Genomic DNA, 25625 nt, shown 5'->3' with positions numbered 1-25625 from the left:
GACTCAACTGTCATGGCCCGTATCCGTGTTGGCTTGCTCCCGACCGCTGCGTTCATGGTCGGCACCCTGCCGGTGCCCAAGTACGCGGACGCCGAGAAGACCCAGTTCGCGACCGACCGTGAGACCGGCGCGAAGTTGATGACGATCACCCTCTTCTTCATGGAGGAGGACCGCGCCGAGGCCCTGAAGATCACCGTTCCGGAGACCGGGCTCCCCAACGGCCTCAAGCCGGGACTGCCGGTGAAGCCCGTGGAACTGTTCGCCACCCCGTGGGCCCGCATCTTCAACGGCTCGCTGGCGGACGGCATCGCCTACCGCGCCGACCGCATCGACCTCCTGACCCCCGCCCCGGCCGCCGACGCGGCGTGAGCGGCCCCACCCTTCGGTCCGGCGCTGAGCACGACTACTCGTCGCCTCACGCCGGGCCGGATGCCCGCCCCAGTGCACTGCCCTTCCTCAACTACTCCAAGGAGCAATGAATGTCCGTGCAGGAGGTGTTCGGCATAGCCCCCCTCGTCGTACAGCTCGGTCTCGCCGTGATCGCCGTGTGGGCCGTGGTGTGGGTGGTCCGCTACGTGCGTGCCGACGCCATGACTCGCCAGTCCATCTGTCAGGCCGTGCGCGTGCGGTGGGGCTGGAAGCGGCTCGCCCCCATGCTGAAGCTGTCGGTCACGGACAAGACGCCGACCGCGCTGGCATCTATGGCCAACACGACCAACAGGCCGGTCAAGCCCCGCGTGCTGATCCCGGCTCTGAAGGTCCGGCACGACGCGTACGGGGTGATCGCTCGGGCGAGGTGCCTGCCCCGTGTCGGTCTCGAACAGTTCCAGAAGGCGGCTCCTCACCTGGCCGACGCCTGGGGCTGCACACGGGTCGCGGTCACCCAGGACAAGCCCGGGCAGGTCGTCATCCGTGGCGTCCGCCTCGACCCGCTGAAGATCCCCGCCGAGCACCACCCCACGGGTGAGGTGCCGGATGAGATCGCCCGGTGGGATCTGGGCCTGGACGAGTACGCGCAACCGGTGTCCGTGGACCTGACCCAGGTGCCCGGCGTGACCGTGGCTGGCCTGCCCGGCTTCGGCAAGACGTCGCTCATCAACCGTCTGATCTGCGATTGGGCACCGTCGCCCACGGTGCAGTTCGTGTGTGCCGACGGCAAGGTGTCGACCGCCCGGGAGGGGGACTACGCCCATCTCGTGAAGCGCATGTTCGCCTTCGTCGGTGACGACCTTGAAGAGGCCAACGCCCTCTTCCGGCGCCTGGTGGACCTGCGCCGAGCCCGCGTCTCGGCCGCCGAACGCATCCTCGGCGTCCAGAGCATGTGGGAGGTCGGCCCGTCCGCAACATGGCCGCTCGTCGTCGTGATCATCGACGAAGCGCACACCTACTTCCGCGACCACAAGGGCAGCGACCCCAAAACGAAAAAGCTCGCCGCCCTCGCCGCCGAGAACGCCCGGCTCGTCGAGGACCTGGTCAAGAAGGGCCGCAGCACGGGCATCCTCACCATTCTCGCCACCCAGAAGTCCACGGGCGACGCCATCCCCACGTTCATCCGCGACGTGTGCCCCATCGGCCTGTCCTTCGCCCAGAAGACCGCAGAAGCGGCCGTCGCCGCCCTCGGCGAGGACATCAGGGAATGGCCCGACGCCAACCCGATCAATCTTCAGGACCGCTCCTACGTCGGCGTGGCCTCCATGAACCACCAGTCGCAACCCGGCTTCACCCGCATCCGCACGCCCTACGTCTCCGGCAAAGACAGCGCGGCCATCGCCGAGCAGACAGCCCACCTCACCGCCGACCCGACCGCCTTGCTCGTCGCCCGCCTCCCCGGCCTCGACCTCACCAAGACGGACCCGGGGGACACCACCCCGCCGGTGGCTGCCTGACCTGCCCCACCCGTCGCGTCCTCGCCCGAAAGGAGGTGAACACCCATGACTGAGGACCGCATCACTCAGCGCACCATCACCGCCGTAATGATCGTGATCGCCGCCCTGGCATTCGTCTTCTCCTTCGGCAACGTCTGGTCCCTGGCCCTGCGCCTGGGCGTCCCCGCCCCCATCGCCCCGCTCATCGCACCGATGGTGGACCTGTCCGTGGTCGGCCTCCTCGTGGCCCTGCGCTACCTCTCCCTTCGCGGCATCCCGCCCGAGCAGACGACGGCCGCCACACGCCTCATGCACGTCTCTGGCCTGCTGACCCTGGCCCTCAACATCGCCGAACCCATCGCCGCCGAGCACTACGGCCGTGCCGCAGTCGACGCCGTGGCCCCACTGCTGCTCCTCGGCTGGGGAGCCGTCGGCCCGCAGCTCCTCCGCTGCTTCCACGCGGTCGCGAGCGAGACCGCCGCACCGGCCACGGAAACCCCCACGGGCCCCGTCCCGGCGCCCACGCCTGCGGCCCCCGCTGACGACCAGGAACCCGCCCCCCAGCCCAGTCAGCCCGAGCCCTCGACCACGCCCGCACCGGCCGCCCCCGCGCTGAAGGTCCCCGAACCGCTGCTGACCGAAGCGCGCTCCATCGCCGCATCGCACCGCGCCGAGACCGGCGAGCCCATCACCGCGGCTCAGCTCAAGATGCGCCTGGCCATCGGGCTGCCCATGGCCACCGCCCTCCACGCCGCCCTGTAGGGCCACCCCTCCGCCGGCCTCCCGGCGCTTCCGTACCTCGCCCGCCCCCGGGCCAGCCAGTCATGCCTGCGGACAGCAGCCCGAGCGCACTGAATCGCTGCTGCCCGCAGGCCCCACCCTCACGTCAGACGGGAGACCCCGCCACCCATGCGCCGCCACCTCGACCTGCACCACGTGCTCAGCCCCGGCCTGCGAGACCTGATCGACCTGGCCAACACCGACAACTTCGGCCGCGTCACCGAACAAGTCCGCGACCTGCGCGGCTGCACCAACCCCGTCAACCTCCACGGATGGACAGTCACCACCGACCAGACGACCAACGAAGTCGTCCGCTCCTACCGCTCCGAGGACGAACCGACCGGACGCCTCCTCACCACCTGCGGCAACCGCCGCTCCTCCCGCTGCCCCACCTGCTCACGGGTGTACGCCGCCGACACCTACCACCTGATCAAAGCCGGACTCTCGGGCGGCAAGAACGTCGCCGAGACCGTCCGCGACCACCCCCGCGCCTTCGTCACCCTCACCGCCCCCTCCTTCGGACCGGTCCACAACCGCAAGACCGACCCGGCGGGCAAGCCCCGCCCCTGCGCCTGCGGCTCCCACCACGCCGAAGACGCCCCAGAACTCGGCACACCGCTGCACCCGTCCACCTACGACTACACCGGCGCCGTGCTCTGGAACGCCCACGCAGGACAGCTCTGGGCACGCTTCACGATCTACCTCCGCCGGGCCCTGGCCGCCCATCTCGGCATGACACAAGAAGCACTCAGGACCGGCCTGCGCATCTCCTTCGCCAAGGTCGCCGAGTACCAGAAGCGCGGCCTGGTCCACTTCCACGCCGTGATCCGCTTCGACGGCCCCAGCGGCCACACGAGCACCCCGCCCCCGTGGGCCACCTTCGACGCCCTGCACGTCGCCGTCGGCCTGGCGGTCCGGCGCGCTCGGCTCATCGTCGAGTCCGACGCCATCGGCGAACGGGTCATGACCTGGGGCGAACGATTCAAGGTCGACCCCATCACCGCCCTCGGTGACGGCGAACTGACGGACGCCAAAGTCGCCGGATACGTCGCCAAGTACGCCACCAAGAACGCTGAAGGCGCGGGCACCGTGGACCGCACCCTCGTCTGCCGCCCCTGCAAGGGACGCGGCTACGTACGCGGCCCCGACGGCTTCCGCGACCTGTGCGCCGACTGCGACGGGACCGGGCAGGCCGAACGCATCAAGGCACTCCCCATCCAGCACCACGCCCGCCAGATGATCCGCACCGCCTGGGACCTCGGTCACCTGCCGGAGTTCGCCCACCTCAAGCTCTGGAAGTGGGCCCACATGCTCGGCTTCCGCGGCCACTTCTCCAGCAAGTCCCGTGCCTACTCCACCACCCTCGGCGCCCTGCGCGACGTACGCCGAGCCTGGCGCCTCGCTCGGGCGGAAGCTGCCCGCGTGCGCGACGACCTGCCCGCCGACGACGAGAACACCACCCTCGTCACCGCCTCCTCATGGACGTACCTCAGCAGTGGCTATCGCCCTGGTGAACAGCTCCTCGCCGCTCAGGTCCGCCACGACATGGACCACGCCCGACGCTGCAAGCACGAAGGGTTGGTGCCCGCGTGACAACGGCTGTGCTCACCGTGGACCAGGTCGCCTCACGTCTCGGCATCAGCCGCTGGAAGGTCCACGACCTGATCCGTTCCCGCGAACTCGCCTCTTTCAAGATCGGCCGTTGCCGACGCATCAGCGAAAGCGCAGTCAATGCGTACGTGTCCCTCCGCACCGAACAGGAAGCTGCCTGATGGCCAAGCCCAAGAAGAATGCCAACAACGAGGGCACCATCTACCAGCGCAAAGACGGGCGTTGGGAGGGCAGCGCGTACGTACTCACGACTGACGGCACGTACAAGCGACGCAGCGTCTACGGCAAGACCTGGGACGAAGCACACGAGAAGCTGACCAAGCTCAAGGCCGACTCCCTCAACGGCATGCCGGTGGCCACCAGCAAAATGACAGTCTCCGAGTACCTGGGGTACTGGCTGCTCAACGTCGCCAGAGGCAAGGTCCGGCGGACGACCTACGTCAATTACGAGTCCCTCGTCCGCAACTACGTCACACCGGAGTTCGGCAGGAAAAAGCTGGTCCGGCTCACCGCCCGTGACATCCGGGCGTTCCTCGTGAAGACGGCCGCTACCTGCCAGTGCTGCGCGCAAGGTAAGGACAAGGGGCGCCCGGAGCACAAGCGGCGCTGCTGCGCCCTGGGGAGGTGCTGCAACAAGTTCCCGTCTGATCGGACGGTGCGCTTCTTGCTCGTGCTCCTGCGTGCCGCCCTTCAGCACGCCGTACGTGAGGACGAGCTGCCCCGCAACGTGGCCCGGAACGTGGAGCTGGGCATGGGAACGAAGCGTTCGATCGAACCGCTCACGGTCAGGGAGGGGCGTCAGCTCCTGGCGGCGGCTCGGGACAACCGGCTGTGGGCCGCGTATGAGCTGGCGGTCCGTATCGGTCTTCGACGGGGTGAGCTGCTGGGGCTGCGTTGGGTGGACGTGGATCTCCACGAAGGGGTCCTCACCGTTCGGCAGGCTCTCCAGAGGGTCGGCGGTGAGCTACTGATCGTCGCGCCCAAGACTCAGCGCTCGGCCCGTCGCGTTGCCCTGCCGCAGGAGTGCGTGACCGCGCTCCGCGCCCAGCGGGCTCAGCAGATCGCCGATCGAAAGGCTGCGGGCAACAACTGGAAGGGGACCGGCCACGGCCTCGTCTTCACCACCAAGAACGGCACACCTATCGAGCCGCGCAACCTCAATCGGTCGTTCGAGGTGCTGTGCGTCCGGTCCGACGTACGAAGGGTCCGCTTCCACGACTTGCGGCACACGTGCGCGTCTCTGCTCCACGAACAGGGTGCGGACGCCCGCATGATCATGGAAGTACTCGGCCACAGCTCGATCCGCGTGACCATGGACATCTACACCTTCGTGCGGCTCGACTCCCAGCGCTCCGCTTTCGATCGCGTTGGGGATGCGCTGAGGGATGACGGCACTGGGCCGGACGATGACGGCGGCACGGCTGGTGATCCGGTAGCTGTCTGACTCAACCCGAATCCGACTCGTGCGGCGGTTGCCGTCAGTCCCTGCCGTCAAGGCAAAAGCCAGAGGCCCTGTGGATCACTCCACAGGGCCTCTGGTCTGCTGTGCACTCGGCAGGATTCGAACCTGCAACCTTCTGATCCGTAGTCAGATGCTCTATCCGTTAAGCTACGAGTGCTTGATTTTTCTTTTGTTCTCGTCTCCGCTTCCCGGCCCTTCGGCCCGTTCGCGGCGACAGGAAGAACATTACATGACTGCCGCCGCCATGTGAAATCCGATAGGCAGACCCCTTGTGAGCTGCGGAAACATCGCCCAGAGGGGCCCATGACGCACCGAAGCCCCGGTCCGTGAGGACCGGGGCTTCGGATCAAGCTGCGGAGGCGGAGGGATTTGAACCCTCGATGGGATTTAAGTCCCAAACCGCATTAGCAGTGCGGCGCCATAGACCGGACTAGGCGACGCCTCCAGCTTGCACACCTGCGCGAGCGGGGGTGCGTGCAGATGATGACACAGCCAGTGGGTGTGTCACCAATCGCGGCACCCACGGTACTAGGCCTCCAGCCCGCAGGGCAAAGCGTTACGCCGCACCGCAACATCGCGGGGCGAACGGCGTTAGTTCCGTAGAGCCAACCGTCCCGACGTACTCGTGGAGCCAGAAATGTTGCGTCGTATCGCCCTCACCGCCGCCGCCTCCGTCGCCGCGCTGTCCGCACTCCCCGCCACCGCGCACGCCACCGCCGACATCACCGCGTCCCCCTCCGCTCCCACCGACCGCCTCACCATCACGGTCGCCGACTCGGGCGGCGCGGGCGACGGGACGTACGAGCTGAACTGCCACCCGACGGGCGGCACGCACCCGGACGCGGCGAAGGCGTGCGAGCGGCTCCAGGAAGTGACCGTGTGGGGGACCGACCCGTTCGCGCCCGTGCCCAAGGACGCGATGTGCACGATGCAGTACGGCGGACCCGCCACCGCGCACGTCACGGGGACCTGGCAGGGCCGGCCCGTCGACGCGACGTACGACCGCAGCAACGGCTGCGAGATCTCGCGGTGGGACGGTCTCGTACCGGTGCTGCCCGCGGCCTCCGCGTGACCAGGCCGTAGACCGGGTCGTACCGAAAACTCACATCTTCTGCGTGCGACCTCCCTCTCATCCGGCGTCGCGCCCACAACCACTCCCCGTAGACTCCCTCCCGTGACACGCCACGGGCCGAGGGGCAAAATGGTCTGAGCGAGTCGGCAAGCAGCGGTAACCAGGGAGGAAGCGTCGTCGTGAGCAGCAGGCCATCCCGAGGCGCTGCTCGCCTCGCAGCGATACTCGACGCGCTCCCTGACGCGCTGGTCCTCGTCAACGCCAACGGCACGGTCGTGAACGCCAACGCCATCGCGCTGGAGGCGTTCGAGGCACCCGGCACCGCGCTCGTGGGGCGCGGTCTGCTCGATCTGCTGCCGCAGTTCGACTCCCGGCTCATCCCCGGCTCCATGCGCCGCCCCGACACCATCGACGAGCGGGGCCGCACCAAGCCGACCCGGATGATCGCCCGGCGCACGGACGGCATCGAGTTCCCCGTCGAGGTCACGAGCTCCCCGCTGGAGGACGGCAGGGACGCGTACGACCAACACGGGTACACGGGCGACGAACTGCTCATGCTCGTCGTACGGGACCTTTCGGGCACCGTGGACACCGAGGCCGAACTCGCGCGTTCCCAGCGGCAGACCGAGATGATCCTGCGGGCCGCGGCCGAGGGCGTCGTCGGCACGGACACCGACGGACGTGTCGTGCTGGTCAACCCGGCCGCCGCCCAGATACTCGGTTTCCGTGCGAGCGACCTCGGCGGACAGGAACTGCACCCGCTGGTCCTGCACTCGCGCGCCGACGGCGAGCCGTTCCCGTACGACGAGTCCCCGCTCGCCGACACCCTGCGCTCCGGGCGCAAGCACCGGGTGCGCGGGCAGGTCCTGTGGTCCAAGAGCGGCGCCAAGGTGCCCGTCGACCTGACGACGTCGCCGGTGCGCGACGGCGACCAGCTGGTCGGCGCGGTGATGACCTTCACCGACCGCAGGCCCTACGACGAACTGAACGAGAAGTACGAGGCGGCCCTCGCCCGGCACGAGGAGGAGCTCGCCGCCGCCGCGGAGGAGCGCGCCACCGAGATCAAGGCCGCCGAGGAACAACGGTCCGAGGAGCTCGCCGCCGAACAGGAGCGGTACGCGGCGCTCGCCGAGCGCGAGAAGGACCGCTTCGAAGAGCTCGCCGAACGCGAGAAGGCGCGGTACGAGACGCTGGCCGCGCGGCACGAGCAGCTGCTCGCCGTCCTCGGTTCGTCGCTGCGCGGCCCCCTGGACGAGCTGCGCCGCGAACTGAACGCGCTCGCATCGGACGACGCGGGCCAGCTGTGGCCCGAGGCCAACCAGGTCCTGCACCATCTGTCCGCCGGGTACGCCCGGATGACCACGCTCGTCGACAACGTCCTCGGCTACCAGCGGCTCGACGCGGGCGACGAACAGCTCTCCCCCGCGCCGGTGCTGCTCGACGCGGTCGTGGCCGCCGGTGTGGAGGGCGCGGTCGAGCTGATCGGGCCCGGGCGCGCCCAGTTCGCGGTGCACGCGCCGCCGATCCAGCTCATGGCCGACGCGGGGCGGCTCGCCACGGCCCTCGCCCACCTCGTCGCGGACGTGGCGGGCATCGACGCGACGGGCAACGCGCGCTCGGACGTCGGCGCGGGCGTCTCCGGCGGCTATGTGGACTCGACGATCGTGGTCGCCGCCGCCCAGCGCGGCGAGGTCGTCCGCATCGAGGTGCGGGGGCCCTACGCCGGCGGTGACCCGGTGCACGAGCCGATCGTCCGGGGCATCGTGCGGGCGCACGGAGGTGTGCTGCAGACGCACGAGGTGCCGGGCATGGGCGGCAGCGCGTATGTGCTCGAGGTGCCGATCGGGGCGGTTCCCGACGGCTTCACGGGGGGCGGCGGCTCGGCCGTCGTGCCCGCGCAGGCGTCCGGTCCCTCGGGTGCGGGTGCGGGTGCGGGTGCCGGTGGGGGGCGTCGGCGGGCTCGGCGTCCCTCGGTGGACTCCTTCCTGGAGAGCGGGGGCGCGGAAGCGGCGGACCCGGAGAGCGGCGCCGACGAGGGTGCCGCGCCGAGCGGTACGGGACGGCGCCGGGGCCGGCGTGCGGCGGAGGCCTCCCCGGAGAGCCTCGGCGGCTCCGTGGCCACCGATCTGGTGGGCCCGCGGGCGGACGAACCCGCTGTGACCCCGCAGGCCTCGTCCCCGGAGACGTCGGGTGGCGCCCCCGCCGGTGGCGGTACGGGACGGCGGCGCGGCCGGCCGAGCGCGGCCGAGGGTGCCGTGATGACGGCGGCGGAACACGCGGCCGGATCCGCCGCGTTGGGCGAGACGGTGCCGCCGCAGGGCGTGCCCGTGCCCAGCGGGGCGACGGGCCGCCGTGCACGGCGCGCCGGTGAGCAGCACGCGCTGCCCGCGCTGGCCTCGGGCCCGGCGGAGACGCCCGGTGCCGGGCAGGGCGAGGACGCGGGGAAGCCCACGGGGCGGCGTGCGCGCCGCGCGCTGGCCGCCGCCAAGGAGCGCGCCGAGGCCGAGGAGGCGAACAACGGACGCGTCTTCGCCCTGCCCCCCGCCACGGCCGACCGCGCCCCGGGACAGGAGTACGCCGGGCAGGAGTACGTGGAACCGGAGTACGTGGGTCAGGAGAGCGTGGGCGCCCAGGGCGGCGGCGTGCAGGGCGGCGGCGTGCAGGGCCGTGGTGTGCGGGGCGGCGGTGCGCCGGACGGTGGCGTGCAGGGCCGGGGCACCCAGGGCGGTGGCATGCCGGACGGTGGCGCGCAAGGCCGTGGTGTGCAGGGCGGCGGCGTGCCGGACGGCGGTCCGCAGGGCCGGGGCGTCCAAGGCAGCGGCATGCAAGACGGTGGCATCCAAGGCGGCGGCATGCCGGACGGTGGCGGGCAGGGCCGGGGCATCCAAGGCGGCGGCGTGCCGGACGGTGGTCCGCAGGGCATCCAAGGCGGAGGCGCCCAGGGCCGTGGGGTGCAGGGTGACGGTGGGCATCGCGGGTCGGCTGTTCCTGGGGGAGACGATCACACTCCGCCCCAGCCGCACCCGACGCAGGCCCCGACGGGCCGCCGCTCCCGCCAGACTTCCCCGGCTCCGGCCGCCCCGGCGTCGACGGCCCCCACGGAGCAGGCCGCACCGGCGGACCGGACGGCCCCCGCCCAGGACCCGAGGAACCCGCGACAGGGCGGCCCGGATGCCGAGTCCGGCCCGCTGCCCGCGTCCGCACCTACGCCCGCGCCCGCCCCGCAGCCGTGGCCCGACGGCACGACTCCGCCCGGCGGCGTGCCCGCGCAGGGCACCCCGCACTCCTCCGGTACTCCCGCGCACGGCGTCCCGACGCCGGGCCGCGGCACCGCGCTCCCGCCCGAGCGCGGAGCACAGGCGCGGGCGGCCCAGCCGCTGCCCGCCGAGGCCGCGCCCGGTGACCCCAACTCGACGCAGGGGCGCGCGATCAGCGTGCGTACGCTCGGGCAGGGCGTGCCGTTCGGCCAGCAGATCGCCGAGCAGCAGGCGGGCGCGCAGCAGGGGGCGCCGCAGGGCGGAGCCACCGTTCCGGGTCAGGGCCGCCCGCAGCAGCAGCGGTCGCAACAGCCGCCCCGGGCCCCCCACATCCCCCAGTCACCGCAGCCCCCGCAGGCTCCGCAGGCTCCATCGCCCGCCCCGGCGGGACCGATGCCGGCACCGGACGCACCCGTCCCCGGCCCTGCCGCCGACCCGCAGCAGTCCCAGGCGGCCGGCGCCGCACCGCAGTCGCACACGCTCGGCGGCTCCGGGCGTCGGCGCAGGCTGTCCACGCCGCCCGACCCCTCGGCCGACGAGCGCCCCGAGACCTCGGCGCGCCCGCATCCGCAGCCCCAGGCCCAGGCACAGCAGTCGGCGGCCCCGGCGCAGCAGCACCCGCAGTCCCGTATCGCGTCGGCCTCCGAGGGCGCGGGCCGTTCGTACGCGATCGGCGCCCCTGACGAGGACGCCGACGAGGGCCCGGAGCCGCTCGACGGGCCCGGCGGCGCCGTGGAGGTCGCGAACCGCCCGCAGCCCCAGCCCATGGACGACGAGCTGCCGCCCGAGCCGCTGGACAACCCGCGCCGCCTCCTGGTGTGGCCCGCGCCGGACGTGACCACGCAGCAGGCGCTGAGCGACCGCGGCTACCGCCCGGTGATCGTGCACTCGCGCGAAGAGGTCGACGCGCAGATCGCGGCGTTCCCCGCGGCGCTGTTCGTGGACCCGCTGACCGGGCCGATCACGCGCACGGCGCTCCAGTCGCTGCGGCAGGCAGCCGTGGCGGCCGAGGTGCCCGTCCTCGTGACGGCGGGGCTCGGGCAGGCGACGCGCGAGGCGGCGTACGGCGCCGATCCCGCCGTACTCCTCAAGGCCCTGGCACCGCGCGACAGCGAGCAGCACCCCTCGCGCGTCCTGCTCATCGAGGAGCACGAGGAGATCGCGCTCGCCCTGACGGCCACGCTGGAGCGGCGCGGCATGCAGGTCGCGCGGGCCGAGAGCGACGCGGACGCGGTGACGCTCGCGGCCCAGATGCGCCCGAACCTCGTGGTGATGGACCTGCTGCAGGTACGCCGCCGCAGGGCCGGCATCGTCGACTGGCTGCGCGCGAACGGCCAGTTGAACCGCACTCCGCTGGTCGTCTACACCGCGGCCGTCGACGAGACCGAGCTCCCGAAGCTCGCCGCGGGCGAGACCGTCCTGTTCCTGGCGGAGCGGTCCACGAGCGCGGAGGTTCAGGGCCGGATCGTGGACCTGCTGGCGAAGATCGGCACGAATTAGGAAGGCGCGAGCTCGCGTCCGGTACGAGCTCGCGTCCAGCACGAGCTCGCGTCCAGCACGAGCTCGCGTCCGGTACGGGCTCGCGTCAGAGCTTCGTGACGTCCAGTTCCCCGTCGGCGTACTGCCTGCGCAGGACCTTCTTGTCGAACTTGCCGACGCTGGTCTTCGGGACGGCCGGGATGATCGTCCAGCGCTCCGGGAGCTGCCACTTGGCGATGCGGCCCGCGAGGAAGTCGCGGAGGGACGCGTAGTCGGCCGTCGCGCCCTCGCGCAGCACGACGGTGGCGAGGGGCCGCTCGCCCCACTTGTCGTCGGGCACGGCGACGACCGCGGCCTCGGCCACGTCCGGGTGGGACATCAGGGCGTTCTCCAGCTCGACGGAGGAGATCCACTCGCCGCCCGACTTGATGACGTCCTTGGCGCGGTCGGTGAGCGTCAGGAAACCGTCGGCCGTGATGACGCCGACGTCGCCCGTCTTCAGCCAGCCGTCCTCGCTGAACTTGTCGTCGGGGCGCAGGACGTCGCCGCCCGCGCCGCCGTAGTAGGCGCCCGCGATCCAGGGGCCGCGCACCTCCAGCTCACCGGCCGACGTACCGTCCCACGGCAGGTGTTCGCCGCCCGGGCCGACCAGGCGGGCCTCGACGGAGGCGGGGAAGCGGCCCTGCGTGAGCCGGTAGCCGAACTCCTCCTCGGTGCCCGCGGCGTGGGCCGGCGGGCGGGCGACCGTGCCGAGCGGGGACGTCTCCGTCATGCCCCACGCGTGGCAGACCCGCATGCCGAGCTTGTCGAAGGCCTCCATGAGGGAGGGCGGACAGGCGGAGCCGCCGATGGTGACCTGGCCGAGGGAGCTGACGTTGCGCGGCTTCGCGGTGAGCTCGGCGAGCAGGCCCTGCCAGATGGTGGGGACGGCGGCCGCGTGCGTGGGCCGCTCCTTCTCGATCATCTCGGCGAGCGGCGCGGGCTGCAGGAAGCGGTCCGGCATCAGCATGTTCACGCCGGTCATGAGGGTGGCGTGCGGCAGCCCCCACGCGTTCACGTGGAACTGCGGGACGACGACCAGCGACGTGTCCGCGTCGGTGAGGCCCATCGACTGCGTCATGTTGACCTGCATGGAGTGCAGGTAGATGGAGCGGTGGGAGTAGACGACGCCCTTGGGGTCGCCGGTGGTGCCGGAGGTGTAGCACATGGCGGCCGCGGTGCGCTCGTCGAGCTCGGGCCAGTCGTAGGAGGTGGGCTTGCCGGCGAGCAGCTCCTCGTACTCGTGCACCTGCGCGTGCGAGCCCGCGAGGAGCGAACGGTCGCCGGGGCCCGAGACCACCAGGTGCTCCACGCTCGTCAGCTGCGGAAGGAGCGGCGCGAGCAGGCCGAGCAGGGAGCCGTTGACGATGATGACGCGGTCGGCGGCGTGGTTGACGATCCACACGAGCTGGTCCGCGGGGAGCCGCAGGTTGAGGGTGTGCAGGATCGCGCCCATACAGGGCACGGCGTAGTAGGCCTCGACGTGCTCGGCGTTGTTCCACATGAAGGTCGCGACGCGTTCGTCGTCCGTGACGCCGAGGTCCTCGCGCAGGGCGTGTGCGAGCTGGGCGGTGCGCTCCCCGATCTCGCGGTAACTGCGGCGCTGCGGCTCGCCCTCGCCGGTCCAGGTCGTGACCTGCGACGTCCCGTGCACGGTCATGCCGTGCCGGAGGATGCGGGTGACGGTCAGCGGTACGTCCTGCATCGTGCTCAGCACGGCGTCCTCCTGATGCGACATCGCCTGGACATCGCCTACGCGGCAGTAAGGGGGCTGCGCTGATTCTGCGCGCATACCGCGCGGTATGTCACTAGTCCAGGGGATGATCGATCATCGTCGGCCCGGTTCGGTGGGCCGCGCCTGGCCTGCGTCAGGGACCCGGCGTCAGCGGACCGGCGTCAGCTCCGGGTCCTCGCGGAGCTTGCCGAGCGCGCGCGACACCGCGCTCTTGACGGTGCCGATGGACACCCCGAGCACCTCGGCGGTCTGCGCCTCGCTCAGATCCTCGTAATACCTGAGGACGACCATGGCCCGCTGCCGCGCCGGCAGCTTCATGATCGCGCGCCACATCGCGTCCCGGAGCACCTGCTGCTCGGCCGGGTCCCCCGCCGGCGTCACCTCCGGCTCCGGCAGCTCGTCGCAGGCGAACTCGTCGACCTTCCGCTTGCGCCACTGCGACGTACGCGTGTTCAGCAGGGCGCGGCGCACATAGCCGTCGAGCGCCCGGTGGTCCTCGATCCGGTCCCACGCCACGTACGTCTTGGTGAGCGCGGTCTGCAGCAGGTCCTCGGCATCGCTCGGATTCGCGGTCAGCGAGCGGGCGGTGCGCAGCAGTACGGGCTGGCGTGCCCGTACGTAGGACGCGAACGACGGATACGACGGGCGCGCGGCGGGCCCGGCGGCCCTCGTCGGACCCGTGCCCCGCGTCGCGGCCTTCGATGCGCTGGTGCACACGGTCACCATGGATGCGGTCATGGCTCCACGCTAGAAGCGCCCCCTACTTCAGCGGATCGGCCGCAGGTCCCGAAGCGGTGTCCGCCTCAGGTTGTACGAGTGGGGCTGGCTCCACCTCCTACAGGTGGAGGAGACGGAGCGGCCCCTGAGGGTTCATCCCTGAGAACCGCCCCGGCCCGGCGCCCCCGCGCCAGGTGCTCGGCGCCAGGTGCACCGTCTAGTCGACGCGCGCCACGGGAGCGTGCATCAGGTTGCGGTCGATCACCAGCGTCCGCCCGCCGTGCCGCTCCTTCTTGTTCCCGGCGTACTGGTGGATACGCCGTGCCGGACGCCACGCGTCAGCCGCCAGCGCGGGCTCCCGGTACAGGTGGGGTTTGGTGTGCCAGCGCGCGAACCACATCACCGACGGCAGGTCCCGTACGCCCGCACGGCGCGCCGCCTCCATGTGCCGCACCCCGGAGTCCGCGCTGCTGTAGAACCCGGGCACGTACCCGAGCCTGCGCACCTCGCGGTCCCAGGACCTGACGAAGGAGAGCGTCGACGCCGCGCACTTCTGCTTCCGGTAGGTGTACGCCTCCATGTCCAGGTAGAGCGGGCTCTGCTGCCGGATCCCGATCGCCTTCGCCGCGCGTACCGCGTCGCCTCCCTCCTTCTTCCCCTGCTCCCAGGGGTGCTTTCCCATGCGGACGTGCTTCTTGTTCTTCGCGACGACGCACGGCGACTGCGACCCGACGTACACCGGGAGGACCCGCCAGCCCATCTGCTTCACGGCGCGCATCCAGGCGTGGTTCAGGTGCGGCTGCCGCTTGCAGGCCCGGCCGCGGCCTCCGTAGTACACGCCGACGGCTCGGTACTTGGAGTCGCGCCAGCGCCGCATCGTGTCGGTGGACTGGGTGAGACAGGTGTCGAAGGCCCAGCCGCTGAAGGTCGTCACCTTGGCGGGCGCGCCCGGGGCGGTGGTGCCTGGTGCGGCCAGGTCTGCTGCTGTTCTTGGTGCGGCTGTTCCTGGTGGGGACGCGGTGAGGTCCATGGTCAGGGCCGTCAGGACGAGGACGAATCCAATGATCGTCTTCCGGATACGCATACGGAGAGTGAAAGCCCGCCGACCCGCCCCGCCGCAGGGACACGCGCCGCGTTCAGCCGTCCGACCCCAGAATCAGCCCCGATGTGGGGACCCCCGTGCCGGCCGTGATCAGCGTGCGCGAGGCCCCGGGCATCTGGTTCACGGAGGTGCCGCGCACCTGACGGACTGCCTCCGCTATGCCGTTCATGCCGTGGAGGTAGGCCTCGCCGAGCTGTCCGCCGTGCGTGTTCAGCGGCAGCCTCTCCCCGGCCACGAAGTCCGGGGCCTCGCCAGGACCGCAGAACCCGAACTCCTCCAATTGCATCAGCACGAACGGGGTGAAGTGGTCGTAGAGGATTCCGACGTCGATGTCCGAGGGGCCAAGACCCGACGTACGCCACAACTGCCTCGCCACCACCCCCATCTCCGGCAGCCCCCTCAGATCGTCGCGGTAGAAGCTGGTCATCTGCTCCTGCGCCCGGCCGGCGCCCTGGGCCGCCGCGGCGATCACGGCGGGCGGATGCCTGAGGTCGCGGGCCCGCTCCGCGCTCGTGACGACGATCGCCTGGGCGCCGTCCGTCTCCTGGCAGCAGTCCAGGAGACGGAGGGGCTCGACGATCCAGCGGGACGCGGCATGGTCCTCCAGCGTGATCGGCTTGCCGTGGAAGTACGCCGCGGGGTTGGTCGCCGCGTACTTCCTGTCCATGACGGCCACGTGCCCGAAGGCCTCCGGCGCCAGGCCATACGCATGCAGATAGCGCTGGGCCGCCATCGCCACCCAGGAGGCGGGCGTCAGCAGGCCGAACGGGAGGGCCCAGCCGAGCGCGGCGCCTTCGGCGGAGGGTTCGCGCTGCTGCACCCCGGAGCCGAATCTGCGCCCGGAACGTTCGTTGAACGCGCGGTAGCAGACGACGACTTCGGCCACCCCGGTCGCCACGGCGAGGGCCGCCTGCTGGACGGTGGCGCAGGCCGCACCGCCGCCGTAGTGGATGCGGGAGAAGAAGGACAGCTCCCCTATGCCGGCCGCCTGGGCGACCGTGATCTCCGGGTTGGTGTCCATGGTGAAGGTGACCATGCCGTCGACGTCGTCGGGAGTGAGCCCGGCGTCCTCCAGCGCCGCACCGACCGCCTCCACGGCCAGCTTGAGCTCACTGCGGCCCGAGTCCTTGGAGAACTCCGTCGCCCCTATGCCGACGATCGCTGCCCTGCCGCCGAGGCTGTCGCGCGAACGGACACTCATGCGGGGCCTCCTTCTTCGGATGGCTCGGCTTCTTCGGGCCCCGTCGGTCGATCGGCGCCCTCGGGGACGGTCACGGTGACCGTGCCGGTGACGTGGTTGCCGATGCCGTTCGCCCCGACGACCCTGACCACGGCCGTCGCTCCGTCGGACGACGCCTCGACCTGCTCGACGGTCCCGCTCAACACCATGGTGTCGCCGGGATAGTTGGGCGCCCCCAGCCGTATCGCCACCTTGCGCAGCACGGCCGCCGGGCCGAAGCGGTCCGTGACGTACCGCCCGACGAGGCCGTTCGTCGTCAGGATGTTCATGAAGATGTCGGGGGAGCCCTTGGCCTGTGCGAGCTCCGCGTCGTGGTGCACGTCCTGGTAGTCCCGGGATGCGATGGCCCCGGAGACGATCAGAGTGCGGGTGATCGGGATCTCCAGCGGTGCCAGCTTCTCGCCCTGCGTCATCGTCATGCCGCCCCTCCCCTCTTCCTTCATTCCGGGCCGCCTTGTCGTCCGCAGCGTCCGTGTCGTCCGCCCTGGCTGAGCAACTCGCCGAGCTCTTCCAGGACTTCGCTGCCGCATCCCAGGTACGCGTCCAGCTGCCGACCCCACAGGAAGTGCCGGTGCACCGGATGGTCGAGGTCGGCTCCCACGCCGCCGTGCAGGTGCTGGCCCGTGTGGACGACGCGCGTGCCCGCCTCCGACGCCCACCACGCGGCGGTCAGCGCGTGCGTGTCGTACGGCAGGCCCGTGTCCCTGCGCCAGGCCGCTTCGTAGGCCGTGACGCGTATCGCCTCCGTGTCCATGTAGGCATCCGCGGCCCGGAGTTGCACGCCCTGTTTCGCGGCGAGAGGGCGGCCGAACTGTTCCCGCTCGTTCGTGTGGGCCACCGCGCGGGCCAGCGACCCCGCGCACACCCCGGCCTGTAGCCCCGCAAAGGCGATCCGCGCCCCCGCCCGCACGTCGTCGTACGCCCCGATGCCGCCCAGACGCTCCCCCGGCGTGCCGTCGAGGACGAGCCGCCCCGCCGCCCAGGGCGCGGTCAGCTCGACCGGCTCCACCTGCGCGTCGGCGACCCGCACCAGCCACAGGGTGCGGTCGGCAGCCGCCACCAGGACGACCGACGCGTCCCTGAGCCACGGCACCCATCCCACCGTGCCGGTCAGTGTCCCGTCCGCCGAGATGGGCCCGTCCGCCGAAGTCGTCACTCCGCCCCGCGCCGGCAACGCCCCCGTCGCGACCACGCTTCCCTGCCGGAGCGCGGGCAACCACCGGTCCCGCTGCTCCGCCGTACCGTGCGCGGCGACCGCCAGCACCCCGTAGACACAGCTCGCCGCGAACGGGACCTGTGCCGTCACCCGGCCCTGCTCCTCCAGAAGCAGCACGAGCCCGAGCAGCCCGATGTCCTCCACCGCGCCCGGCAGCCCGGCCGCGCACAACGCCTTCCACAGCTCGGCGTCGGAACCGCTGCCCGCCGCCGCGAGCCGCTCCGGTGTGGCCAGGTCGGCGAAGATCTCCGCGGCGAGGTCGCGGGCGGCGGCCTGCTCCTCCGTGGGCGTGAAGTCCATGTCAACCCTCACCTCCCGCGCCGCCCCGGCCCCGGCCCCGGACTTCCTGGTCCCCGCCCCCGCCCCCGCCCTCGCCCTCCACGACCCGGAACACCGGCAGCTCCACGTCGGCGTCCACCCGCAGGAATTCGAGCCGCACCCGCATCCCTATCCGCACCTTGTCGTACGGCACCCCGACGACGTTGCTGACGATCCGGACGCCCTCCGCCAGCTCGACGAGCCCCACCGCGTAGGGCGGGTCGAACGCGGGGAACGGCGGGTGGTGCATCACCACGTACGAATAGACCGTGCCCTCGCCGCTCGCCTCGACCGTGTCCCACTCGGGCGAACCGCACGCGTTGCAGCCGGGCAGCCAGGGAAAGCGCGGTGTGCCGCAGCCGCCGCAGCGCTGGATCAGCAGCCGGTGCCCGGCGACGCCCTCCCAGAACCCCGCGTTGTCGCGGTTGACGACCGGGCGGGGGCGCTTGCCCTTCGGTTTCCGCTTCGCCGGGGCGTACTTGAGGATGCGGAAGCGATGTGTCCCCGCGAGCGCGCCCCCCGCGTGGATGTCCATCCGAGTCGTGACGAAGTGCCCCGTCCCCAGCTTGGTCGTCTTGCGCTCCGACACCGACTCGATCACCGCGTCGAACGTGATCTCGTCGCCGGGCCGCAGTGCCCGCACGTACTCCTGCTCGCAGTCCGTGGCGACCACCGAGGTGTACCCGGCGCCGTCGAGCAGGGCGAACAACGCGTCGTACGCCGACGAGCGGCCGTCGTGGCCCGAGAGGCCGCCCATCGTCCAGACCTGCAGCATCGTCGCGGGCGCCACCGGGTCCGCCCCCGCGTAGGCAGGGTTGGTGTCGCCCATCGCCTCACACCAATGCCTGATCATGGGCGCGTTGACCGGGTCCTTGCCGCGGCCCGCCGCCGCGGCGACCCTGCCCTCGAACGCCCGCAACTCCTCGTACGGAATCTCCTTCACCGCCGCCCCCTCCGCATGCCGAGCCGCATCGTCGCGACGATCTCGCGCTGCACCTCGCTCACCCCGCCCCCGAACGTATTGATCTGTGCGGCCCTGTTCATCCGCTCCAGCTCGCCGTCCCCGAGACCGCCCGGCGAACCGGCCCGCACGAGCCCCGCCTCACCCGCGATCTCCTGACACATTCGGTACACCTCGACCGCCGACTCGGTTCCCGCGAACTTCACGCCGCTCGCGTCCCCCGGCGCCAGTCGGCCCGCCCCCACGTCCCCCACCAAACGCCAGTTGAGCAGGCGTGATGCCGCGAGCCGCACATGCACCTCGGCCAGCCTCGACCGCACCCACGGGGCGTCAATCCGGCGCTCACCCGTCACCGGATCGGGTGTACTGGCCCGGTCGAGCGCCGCGGCGTAGAAGTCCTCGGCCTGCATGCCGATGGCGGCGAGTGCCACCCGCTCGTGGTTGAGCTGGTTGGTGATGAGACCCCAGCCGCCGTTCTCCTCGCCGACGAGGTTCGCCGCCGGCACGCGGATTCCGTCGTAGTACGTCGCCGTCGTCGTCAGGCCGCCCACCGTGTCGATCGGGGTCCAGGAGAAACCGGGGGCGTCGGTGGGGACGAGCAGGATGGAGATGCCCTGGTGCTTGGGGGCGTCGGGATCGGTGCGGCAGGCCAGCCAGATCCAGTCGGCGTTCTGCGCGTTCGAGGTGAAGATCTTCTGGCCGTCGACGAGCCAGTCGTCGCCGTCACGCACGGCCCTGGTCCGCAACGCCGCCAGGTCGGTGCCGGCGGACGGTTCGCTGTAGCCGATCGCGAAGACGAGGTCGCCGCTGAGGATGCGGGGCAGGAAGGTGGCCTTCTGCTCTTCGGTCCCGTACTTCATGAGGGTCGGCCCGACGGTGTTCAGGGTGACCATGGAGACGGGGGCGCCGGCGCGGTAGGCCTCGTCGAAAAAGACGAACTGCTCGTCGGCGCCGCGCCCTTGGCCGCCGTACTCGACAGGCCAGCCGAGACCCAGCATGCCGTCGGCGCCGATGCGCCGCAGCAGGCGCCGCTGGCCCTCGACGTCCGTGCCGTCGGGCGGCCCGTCGGGCATCACGTCCCGGAAGTAGGCGCGCAGGTCGGCGCGGAGACGGCGTTGGCGTTCGGTGGGGGCGAGGTGCACGGGGGCAGGCCTCTCCATCTCGTACCGACAAGGGTTTCTGACTGTCCGTCAGATCGCGCGTCGGTGTCAAGAGATCCGCACGGAGCGGGGGCGGCGGCGATGAGCCCCGAACACGGAGAAGCGCGGAACACGGAGGAGCCCCGAACGCAGGCGAGCCCTGAACACGAAGGCCCCCGAACACACCTGTGCGGCGGCACCGAAGCACCGCCGCACAGGACGTCACACCCCACAGTTCGCTCCCTGGGAGCCGTCCCGATCGGCTCCCGGGCTACCGGCTCTCCCGAGCCGGTGGTCGGCTCACCAGAGCTGGGCGAAGTTGACCGCGACGTTCTCGTTCGACTGGTCGATCGCCGTGAATCCGGAGCCGTTCACCTGGGCCGAGTTGTTCTGGTTGGAAGCCCCGTTGCCGACGGCCTGCTGCTGCGTGGTGGACGAGTTGCCCGAGTTGTCGTCACCGACCCCGCTTCCGTTCACGGTCGCCACACCGGCGTTCGATCCGTTGTTCGCGAAGGCGCCGTTGTCGGCCAACGCGACGCCCGAGAAGAGCGCGGCTGCCAGCGGCACGGCAGCGGCGGCGGCGATGATGCGGGCGGTACGGATGCTTGCCATGTCATTTCCTCCAGAGCAGGAGGTACGCGGCGGCCGAAGCCGTGCGTACCAGAAGTACGGCTGTTTCCCGGGCAGTTGGCCGACCGCCTCGGAGTGCTGCACAACGTCGCGACTCCAGAGTTGCCCACCGAATCCCCGGCGAACTACCCCGGAAGCCGCGATTCCCCCGCAAGCGTGATGACATGTCGATAAACCCGCCGCGCGCCCCACCGGCTGATCCACGACCTCCGCCGTCCGCCGCCGAGCCGCAGCTCAGGCCAGGCGCCGCATGGGAGGAAGCGTTACGGCACCGGCCACCTCCGGGGTCGTCCGCCGGGGCGCCGCCCCACCGGAACGTCCTATTCCGGCACCGGAGCGCCTCGCTTCCTCTTCCCTTCTTCGAACATGTGTACGAACATGGAGCCATGGCCACCACCGACCGCCATGCCACCACCCTCGCGCTCGCCCACGCTCTGTCCGCCGCCGAGCGCGGGCTCGCGGTGATTCCGCTCTCGCGCTCCAAACTCCCCGCCCTGCGCTCCCCCCACCACGAGGACCCGCACCCCGCCCCCCTCTGCCACGGCGAATGCGGCCGCCTCGGGCACGGGGTGTACGACGCGTCGACGGATCCGCGACGCATCCGGGAACTCTTCGCCGCGGCCCCCTGGGCCACCGGCTACGGCATCGCCTGCGGGCTGCCGCCCCACCATCTGATCGGCATCGACCTGGACACCAAGTCCGGTACGGACGCGTCGGCGGCCCTGCGCGAGATCGCGCTGCGCCACCTCTTCACGATCCCCGGCACCGTCGTCGTGATCACGCCCAGCGGAGGACGCCACATCTGGCTGGCGGGCCCGCCCGACACCGTGATCCCCAACTCGGCGGGCCGGCTCGCCCCCGGCATCGACATCAGGGGCGCGGGCGGCTACCTGGTGGGCCCCGGTTCCCGTACGGAACACGGCGTCTACAGCACGGTTCCCGGCACGGCCCACCTGCCGCCCGCCCCCTGTCCGCCGGCCCTGTTGCGCCTGCTCATGCCCTCGCGCCGCGCACACCGGCACGCACCCCCGCACACCGCGCCATCGGCCGTCGATCATCCGACTGTCGACCCTCCGCCGCACCAGCGGGGCCATGGCCTGGTCCAGTTCGTACTGGCCGCACACGAAGGCCAGCGCAACACACGCCTCTTCTGGGCGGCCTGTCGCGCCTACGAGAACGGCATGGGCGAGGCCCTGTCCCCGCACCTCACGGACGCCGCGGTCCGCGTCGGCCTCACCGAACGCGAGGCCCGCTCGACGATCGCCTCGGCGGCCCGCCTCACGGGCCACGCGTGACACCCCCGCGTGACGGAAGGGCGGAGTAATGGCGTGACGGGGAGACAGACGGCACGCTCCAGCGACAAAGCCTACAAACGCACTTGCGCCACCTTTAGGCGAAGACATGAAGTATCTGCCAGGCATCTATGACTATCTTGCTGGCAGATGCAATATGGATGGTGTTGTTCGGGAAGCGGAGATCACCGCCCCGGCCCAGGTCCAGGCCTACAAGGCGAGGTCCCATGGTCACGCGCACTTACGACGGCGGCACCCACGACATCGGCCACGACAGCGGAACCGACAGCCGCAGCGGCGGTGGGCGGCACACCGACCACCGCCGCCCCGACCCGCGGATCGCCCGGTTCATCGCCGAGGCGCTCGGCGACGCACGCTCGGTCCTGAACGTCGGCGCCGGCACGGGCTCCTACGAGAGCGCGGCACACACGATCACCGCGGTCGAGCCCTCCCTCGCCCTGCGCGCGCAGCGCCCGGCCGCGCTCGCCACCGCTGTCGACGCGGTGGCCGAGGACCTGCCGTTCACCGACGGCACGTTCGACGCGTCGATGGCCCTCTTCAGCGTTCACCAGTGGTCCGACGTCGAAGCCGGGATGCGCGAGATGCGGCGCGTCACGCGCGGCCCCGTCGTCGTCCTGACCAACGATCCCGCGCGCGTACGCGACTTCTGGCTCTACGAGTACGCCCCCGACGTCCTCGACGTCGAGGCCCGGCGCCATCCACCGCTGCGCACGCTCACCGCCGCGCTCGGCGGCACCACCACGGTCACGCCCGTGCCGATCCCGCTGGACTGCACCGACGGCTTCAACGAGGCGTACTACGGCCGCCCCGAGCTCCTCCTCGACCCCGCGGTGCGCCAGCCCTGCTCCGCGTGGAGCTATGTCGACGACCGCGCCCGCCAGGACTTCGACACCTCGCTCCGCCACGCCCTGGGGTCCGGCACATGGGACGCGGCCTTCGGCCACCTCCGCAACCGGCCCGCCTACGACGGCTCCCTCGTCCTGCTCCGCTCCACCTCCTGACGGCGAAGGGCCCATCGGCCGACCGGCCGACCTGCCGGTCCGACGGTGCTGAGGGGCCTCCGAAAGCACGGCTCAACGGGGGGCACTTCGGGAGTGCCGCACAGCGATGAACGTGGGCGCGCCCTGCGGTGGATCTCGTACGGGTCAGGCCTCTTCCAGCCGTACGGTCGCTATCTGCTCCCAGCCGTACGCGGTGGTCCTCTCACGCAGCCGAAGGTCGGCCCCGGCCTTGACGAGAAGGTGCCGGGGCGGGGTGAAGCGGTGGGCCAGGATTGTGAGTACTTCCAAAATACTGTTCGACACGAACTGGACGTCAGTGAGATCCAGGACGACCTCGTCGGTGCGCACGGCCGCGTCGGTCAGCGCAAGGGCCAGGGGCCCGCAGTGGGCGCCCGTGACCTCGCCCCGCAAGCGCACGCCGGGAGCGTCGAACAGGGGCATCATGAGCAGGAGTTCATCGGCGAAATAGTCGCGCATCATTCATCCCTGGGTCTGGGGGATGCACCGGACAAGGGGCGCGGCGGTGGTGGCGGGAGCCGGACAGACCGTTACACAGCGGGATGCGGTGCTGTGCGGCGGGCGCGAGCTCCGGCGGGAGGCAGTCTCTGCCGATGGGACCCCCAACCCGGACCGAGAGAACACCGGTGGTCGGATGTCGCGTCAACGGCACCCGACCGACCACGGACCGTAACCAGCGTACTGCTGCCCACCTCCCCTCCGGTAGGCATGAGTCGAGCCGGTGCCGCGCGGTGCGGCCCGCAAGAGATGCCGGGCGACGTCGAGGATGGGCCGACCGAGGGTGTAGGCGCGGGAGCGCAGCAGGAGCGGCGCCTGGTCCAGCGGTACGTCTTCCCGGATGGAGAGCATGCCGGTGGCCTGGTGGATCTCGGCGCGGTGGAGCGTCGCGAGGTCGGTGGGGGCATCGTGGTGCGGGTCGGCCCCGGGGAGCATGGCCAGCGGCAGGAACGTGACGGTGTTGGTGAAGGCCTGGGTGTCGCGCTGCTGTTGGAGGGTGAGGGGGCCGGGCGTGGTGCGGTAGCCGGCGAAAGCCCCGAGCTGGACGGCGCCGATGCCGAGCGGGAAGGCGAAGGTGGCCCGGACGGGGATCTGCAGGGCCTCGGGCAGGAACAGCGGCCATCGGGCGGCGCCCATCGCGGCCAGGTCGGGGATGCACAGGGCTCGGCCTTGCTGGATGCAGTCCAGCGTGGGGCCCTCACCGAGGGTGTACTGCAGGTCTTCCAGCAGGGTGCCGAGGTGGTCATCAGGAGCGTGCCAGATCAGTTCCGGGGCGTGGTGCCCGGCGCGGGCGGAGACGGTGACGCAGGAGAGCCCGAGTACCCGGGCGCATCGGTCGGCGGGCAGCAGGCCGGGCGGGCGGGCGGGCGGGCTACCGAGGATGTCCAGCAGAGCGGTCATGTGCGGGCCGACCGCGAAGGGAGGAAGTGGCCACGCCGAGTTCGTCAGCTGCCTTCCTCGTCCAGTGCCGACCCCTTGCCGCGAAGACCGGCCGCCGTCCCGCGGCTCCGTTCCGCTCGGCGCCGGTACTCCGTCGCCTGCTGCGGGCGCTCCAGGGCAAGCCGCTCGTATTCACGGGCCAGCGCGTCGTGGGTCCTGGCCAGCGCCCGTCCAGTTTCAGTGAAGTGCTCCCGCAGGCGGCGTGCCCTGTTCTCCAGGATCACCTGCTGTGTGGGCCCCTCCTCCGCCAGCCGTGCCGCAGATGCCTGCGTCTCCCGATCGATGGCGCGCTGCTCGCGTTCGTCGCGGGCGTCCGCTCGCCGCAGCACTGCCTCGCTGCGGTTCAACCGCTCCTCACTGGTCTCGACCAGAGCACGGGCCCGGGCCAGCTGTTCGTATGCCCGTTCTCGGGCAGAGGGGGCGTGCCGCGCCGGCTCAGGGGCCGGACTGTCCAGGGAGGTTTCTCGCTCCGCGAGCTTCGCTTCCCGCTCGTCGGCGGCCTGCTCCCGCTCGTCGGCGGCCTGCTCCCGCTCGTCGGCGGCCTGCTCCCGCTCGTCGGCCACACGCTCCCGCTCATCGGCTGCGACATCCCGCCGGTCGGCACCAGCGGCTGCCTCTCGTCTCCGCTGTCCGTCCCGGCGAAGGCCCTTGCTGGAGCGGTGCTCGGCGTCCGAGCGCTCATTCCCCATACAGTCAGTATGCGCAGTTGAGCATGTGGTCATCACTCGTTCGTCCTGCCCCCTATGCCCCCGGTGGCAGGCCCCGTTCGAGCGCGGACGCGGTCCACGCCTGGTCCACACGCACTGATCCACCACATGACATTCGCGGATCAAGGTGGGACGGCCGCCCACGACAAAGGGTGTCTCCCAGTGAGAGACACCCTTCTGCCCAGTCAACACGCTGACCTGCTGCGGTGGGTGTGGGATTTGAACCCACGGTGGCGTGAACCACGACGGTTTTCAAGAGCGTCGCGCTGCTCGGGCCTTCCCGGCTCTGACCTGGCACGATGCGTCGACCGTTCCGTGTTCAGTGCGCGTTGGCCCACACATGGCCCACGGGCTCCGCACTGAGACTCACTACTGACCGCTCAGGCGCGACGCCATGCTTCGAAGAATCGCTCGCGATCCTCTGACGTTTCGCACTCCCGCTGGCTGGCCATCGCGACGCGCCGCGCACTCATCTCTGCGTCGCGTAGCCCCAGCTCGCCCCTGTACCGGCCGCTGACGCCGATGG

Annotated in this window: 22 protein-coding genes and 2 tRNA genes; 10 read left to right on the top strand and 14 right to left on the bottom strand. The window is 71.2% G+C overall.

Annotated elements, in window-relative coordinates:
• Nucleotides 1-33: 33 nt before the first annotated feature.
• The 6 genes from DEJ48_RS20115 to xerC all read left to right on the top strand — a co-directional run bounded on the left by DEJ48_RS20115 (nt 34) and on the right by xerC (nt 5700).
• The gene (locus DEJ48_RS20115; protein ID WP_223832111.1) at nt 34-369 is read left to right on the top strand and encodes a hypothetical protein; all 336 of its coding nucleotides are present in this window, start codon (nt 34-36) and stop codon (nt 367-369) included.
• A gap of 110 nt (nt 370-479) precedes the next feature.
• Complete coding sequence (locus DEJ48_RS20110; protein ID WP_150217523.1) at nt 480-1886, top strand: FtsK/SpoIIIE domain-containing protein; 1407 nt, start codon at nt 480-482, stop codon at nt 1884-1886.
• Nucleotides 1887-1931: 45 nt separating this feature from the next.
• Nucleotides 1932-2627: a DUF2637 domain-containing protein gene (locus DEJ48_RS20105; protein WP_150217522.1), complete on the top strand. Its 696-nt coding sequence runs from the start codon at nt 1932-1934 to the stop codon at nt 2625-2627.
• A 147-nt stretch (nt 2628-2774) separates the two neighbouring features.
• Nucleotides 2775-4238: a replication initiator gene (locus DEJ48_RS20100; RefSeq protein WP_150217521.1), complete on the top strand. Its 1464-nt coding sequence runs from the start codon at nt 2775-2777 to the stop codon at nt 4236-4238.
• Entirely contained in the window at nt 4235-4417 is a 183-nt protein-coding gene (locus tag DEJ48_RS20095) for a helix-turn-helix domain-containing protein (protein ID WP_150217520.1), read from the top strand. Before DEJ48_RS20100 ends, DEJ48_RS20095 begins: the two co-directional genes overlap by 4 nt.
• The gene (gene xerC / locus DEJ48_RS20090) at nt 4417-5700 is read left to right on the top strand and encodes a tyrosine recombinase XerC (protein ID WP_150217519.1); all 1284 of its coding nucleotides are present in this window, start codon (nt 4417-4419) and stop codon (nt 5698-5700) included. Before DEJ48_RS20095 ends, xerC begins: the two co-directional genes overlap by 1 nt.
• A gap of 102 nt (nt 5701-5802) precedes the next feature.
• On the opposite strand, the gene DEJ48_RS20085 is transcribed toward xerC, so the two are convergent.
• Both DEJ48_RS20085 and DEJ48_RS20080 read right to left on the bottom strand, forming a co-directional pair.
• Nucleotides 5803-5875: transfer RNA gene (locus DEJ48_RS20085), tRNA-Arg, on the bottom strand.
• 197 nt (nt 5876-6072) lie between these two features.
• A tRNA-Ser gene (locus DEJ48_RS20080) sits at nt 6073-6163 on the bottom strand.
• Between the two features lie 192 nt (nt 6164-6355).
• Between DEJ48_RS20080 and DEJ48_RS20075 the strand changes: the two genes are divergently transcribed.
• Together DEJ48_RS20075 and DEJ48_RS20070 are read left to right on the top strand one after the other, a co-directional pair.
• Entirely contained in the window at nt 6356-6790 is a 435-nt protein-coding gene (locus DEJ48_RS20075; protein WP_150217518.1) for an SSI family serine proteinase inhibitor, read from the top strand.
• Between the two features lie 179 nt (nt 6791-6969).
• Complete coding sequence (locus DEJ48_RS20070) at nt 6970-11547, top strand: PAS domain-containing protein (RefSeq protein ID WP_150217517.1); 4578 nt, start codon at nt 6970-6972, stop codon at nt 11545-11547.
• A gap of 85 nt (nt 11548-11632) precedes the next feature.
• Here the strand turns inward: DEJ48_RS20070 and DEJ48_RS20065 are convergent, their stop codons facing one another.
• From DEJ48_RS20065 to DEJ48_RS20025, 9 genes are all read right to left on the bottom strand, one after another.
• Nucleotides 11633-13282, bottom strand: coding sequence for a long-chain fatty acid--CoA ligase (locus DEJ48_RS20065; RefSeq protein WP_150217516.1), 1650 nt, complete (start codon nt 13280-13282; stop codon nt 11633-11635).
• A 165-nt stretch (nt 13283-13447) separates the two neighbouring features.
• A complete protein-coding gene (locus tag DEJ48_RS20060; protein ID WP_411757468.1) occupies nt 13448-14038 on the bottom strand; it encodes a SigE family RNA polymerase sigma factor in 591 nt (196 codons plus the stop codon).
• A gap of 196 nt (nt 14039-14234) precedes the next feature.
• Nucleotides 14235-15101 carry a DUF1906 domain-containing protein gene (locus tag DEJ48_RS20055; protein WP_223832110.1) on the bottom strand — a complete coding sequence of 289 codons (867 nt, stop codon included), beginning with the start codon at nt 15099-15101 and terminating at the stop codon, nt 14235-14237.
• A 52-nt stretch (nt 15102-15153) separates the two neighbouring features.
• Nucleotides 15154-16320, bottom strand: coding sequence for a lipid-transfer protein (locus DEJ48_RS20050; protein WP_150217515.1), 1167 nt, complete (start codon nt 16318-16320; stop codon nt 15154-15156).
• Nucleotides 16317-16772, bottom strand: a complete 456-nt coding sequence (locus tag DEJ48_RS20045; protein ID WP_150221272.1) for a MaoC family dehydratase — start codon at nt 16770-16772, stop codon at nt 16317-16319. Before DEJ48_RS20045 ends, DEJ48_RS20050 begins: the two co-directional genes overlap by 4 nt.
• A gap of 26 nt (nt 16773-16798) precedes the next feature.
• A complete protein-coding gene (locus DEJ48_RS20040) occupies nt 16799-17875 on the bottom strand; it encodes an acyl-CoA dehydrogenase family protein (RefSeq protein WP_150217514.1) in 1077 nt (358 codons plus the stop codon).
• A gap of 1 nt (nt 17876) precedes the next feature.
• Nucleotides 17877-18836, bottom strand: coding sequence for a bifunctional MaoC family dehydratase N-terminal/OB-fold nucleic acid binding domain-containing protein (locus DEJ48_RS20035; protein WP_150217513.1), 960 nt, complete (start codon nt 18834-18836; stop codon nt 17877-17879).
• Nucleotides 18833-19996 (bottom strand): acyl-CoA dehydrogenase family protein, encoded by a 1164-nt coding sequence (locus DEJ48_RS20030; protein WP_150217512.1) that lies wholly within the window; start codon nt 19994-19996, stop codon nt 18833-18835. The genes DEJ48_RS20035 and DEJ48_RS20030 overlap by 4 nt, the downstream gene beginning before the upstream one ends.
• Before the next feature lie 297 nt (nt 19997-20293).
• On the bottom strand, nt 20294-20605 hold the full coding sequence (locus DEJ48_RS20025) for a hypothetical protein (RefSeq protein ID WP_150217511.1): 312 nt from the start codon (nt 20603-20605) through the stop codon (nt 20294-20296).
• Nucleotides 20606-21009: 404 nt separating this feature from the next.
• On the opposite strand from DEJ48_RS20025, the gene DEJ48_RS20020 reads away from it, so the two are divergent.
• Together DEJ48_RS20020 and DEJ48_RS20015 are read left to right on the top strand one after the other, a co-directional pair.
• Nucleotides 21010-21918 carry a bifunctional DNA primase/polymerase gene (locus DEJ48_RS20020; protein ID WP_150217510.1) on the top strand — a complete coding sequence of 303 codons (909 nt, stop codon included), beginning with the start codon at nt 21010-21012 and terminating at the stop codon, nt 21916-21918.
• A 224-nt stretch (nt 21919-22142) separates the two neighbouring features.
• Nucleotides 22143-22937 (top strand): class I SAM-dependent methyltransferase, encoded by a 795-nt coding sequence (locus DEJ48_RS20015; protein WP_150217509.1) that lies wholly within the window; start codon nt 22143-22145, stop codon nt 22935-22937.
• A gap of 144 nt (nt 22938-23081) precedes the next feature.
• Here DEJ48_RS20015 and DEJ48_RS20010 read toward each other — a convergent pair whose 3' ends face one another.
• From DEJ48_RS20010 to DEJ48_RS20000, 3 genes are all read right to left on the bottom strand, one after another.
• Complete coding sequence (locus DEJ48_RS20010) at nt 23082-23414, bottom strand: STAS domain-containing protein (protein ID WP_150217508.1); 333 nt, start codon at nt 23412-23414, stop codon at nt 23082-23084.
• Between the two features lie 183 nt (nt 23415-23597).
• Nucleotides 23598-24353, bottom strand: a complete 756-nt coding sequence (locus DEJ48_RS20005) for an ANTAR domain-containing protein (RefSeq protein WP_190537487.1) — start codon at nt 24351-24353, stop codon at nt 23598-23600.
• Between the two features lie 44 nt (nt 24354-24397).
• Nucleotides 24398-25081 carry a hypothetical protein gene (locus tag DEJ48_RS20000; RefSeq protein ID WP_150217507.1) on the bottom strand — a complete coding sequence of 228 codons (684 nt, stop codon included), beginning with the start codon at nt 25079-25081 and terminating at the stop codon, nt 24398-24400.
• Nucleotides 25082-25625 lie beyond the last annotated feature (544 nt).

The sequence above is a fragment of the Streptomyces venezuelae genome (genome assembly GCF_008642315.1).
GTDB classification, from domain to species: Bacteria; Actinomycetota; Actinomycetes; order Streptomycetales; family Streptomycetaceae; genus Streptomyces; species Streptomyces venezuelae_D.
The sequence above is the reverse complement of the archived record's forward strand: the minus strand, read 5'-3'. Positions and strand labels throughout refer to the sequence as shown.

Coding starts and splice junctions, on each gene's coding strand:
- DEJ48_RS20110 (WP_150217523.1), top strand. CDS start 480: ATGTCCGTGCAGGAGGTGTTCGGCATAGCCCCCCTCGTCGTACAGCTC.
- DEJ48_RS20105 (WP_150217522.1), top strand. CDS start 1,932: ATGACTGAGGACCGCATCACTCAGCGCACCATCACCGCCGTAATGATC.
- DEJ48_RS20100 (WP_150217521.1), top strand. CDS start 2,775: ATGCGCCGCCACCTCGACCTGCACCACGTGCTCAGCCCCGGCCTGCGA.
- xerC (WP_150217519.1), top strand. CDS start 4,417: ATGGCCAAGCCCAAGAAGAATGCCAACAACGAGGGCACCATCTACCAG.
- DEJ48_RS20075 (WP_150217518.1), top strand. CDS start 6,356: ATGTTGCGTCGTATCGCCCTCACCGCCGCCGCCTCCGTCGCCGCGCTG.
- DEJ48_RS20060 (WP_411757468.1), bottom strand. CDS start 14,038: ATGACCGCATCCATGGTGACCGTGTGCACCAGCGCATCGAAGGCCGCG.
- DEJ48_RS20055 (WP_223832110.1), bottom strand. CDS start 15,101: ATGCGTATCCGGAAGACGATCATTGGATTCGTCCTCGTCCTGACGGCC.
- DEJ48_RS20050 (WP_150217515.1), bottom strand. CDS start 16,320: ATGAGTGTCCGTTCGCGCGACAGCCTCGGCGGCAGGGCAGCGATCGTC.
- DEJ48_RS20045 (WP_150221272.1), bottom strand. CDS start 16,772: ATGACGCAGGGCGAGAAGCTGGCACCGCTGGAGATCCCGATCACCCGC.
- DEJ48_RS20040 (WP_150217514.1), bottom strand. CDS start 17,875: ATGGACTTCACGCCCACGGAGGAGCAGGCCGCCGCCCGCGACCTCGCC.
- DEJ48_RS20025 (WP_150217511.1), bottom strand. CDS start 20,605: ATGGCAAGCATCCGTACCGCCCGCATCATCGCCGCCGCCGCTGCCGTG.
- DEJ48_RS20020 (WP_150217510.1), top strand. CDS start 21,010: ATGGCCACCACCGACCGCCATGCCACCACCCTCGCGCTCGCCCACGCT.
- DEJ48_RS20015 (WP_150217509.1), top strand. CDS start 22,143: ATGGTCACGCGCACTTACGACGGCGGCACCCACGACATCGGCCACGAC.
- DEJ48_RS20010 (WP_150217508.1), bottom strand. CDS start 23,414: ATGCGCGACTATTTCGCCGATGAACTCCTGCTCATGATGCCCCTGTTC.
- DEJ48_RS20005 (WP_190537487.1), bottom strand. CDS start 24,353: ATGACCGCTCTGCTGGACATCCTCGGTAGCCCGCCCGCCCGCCCGCCC.
- DEJ48_RS20000 (WP_150217507.1), bottom strand. CDS start 25,081: ATGGGGAATGAGCGCTCGGACGCCGAGCACCGCTCCAGCAAGGGCCTT.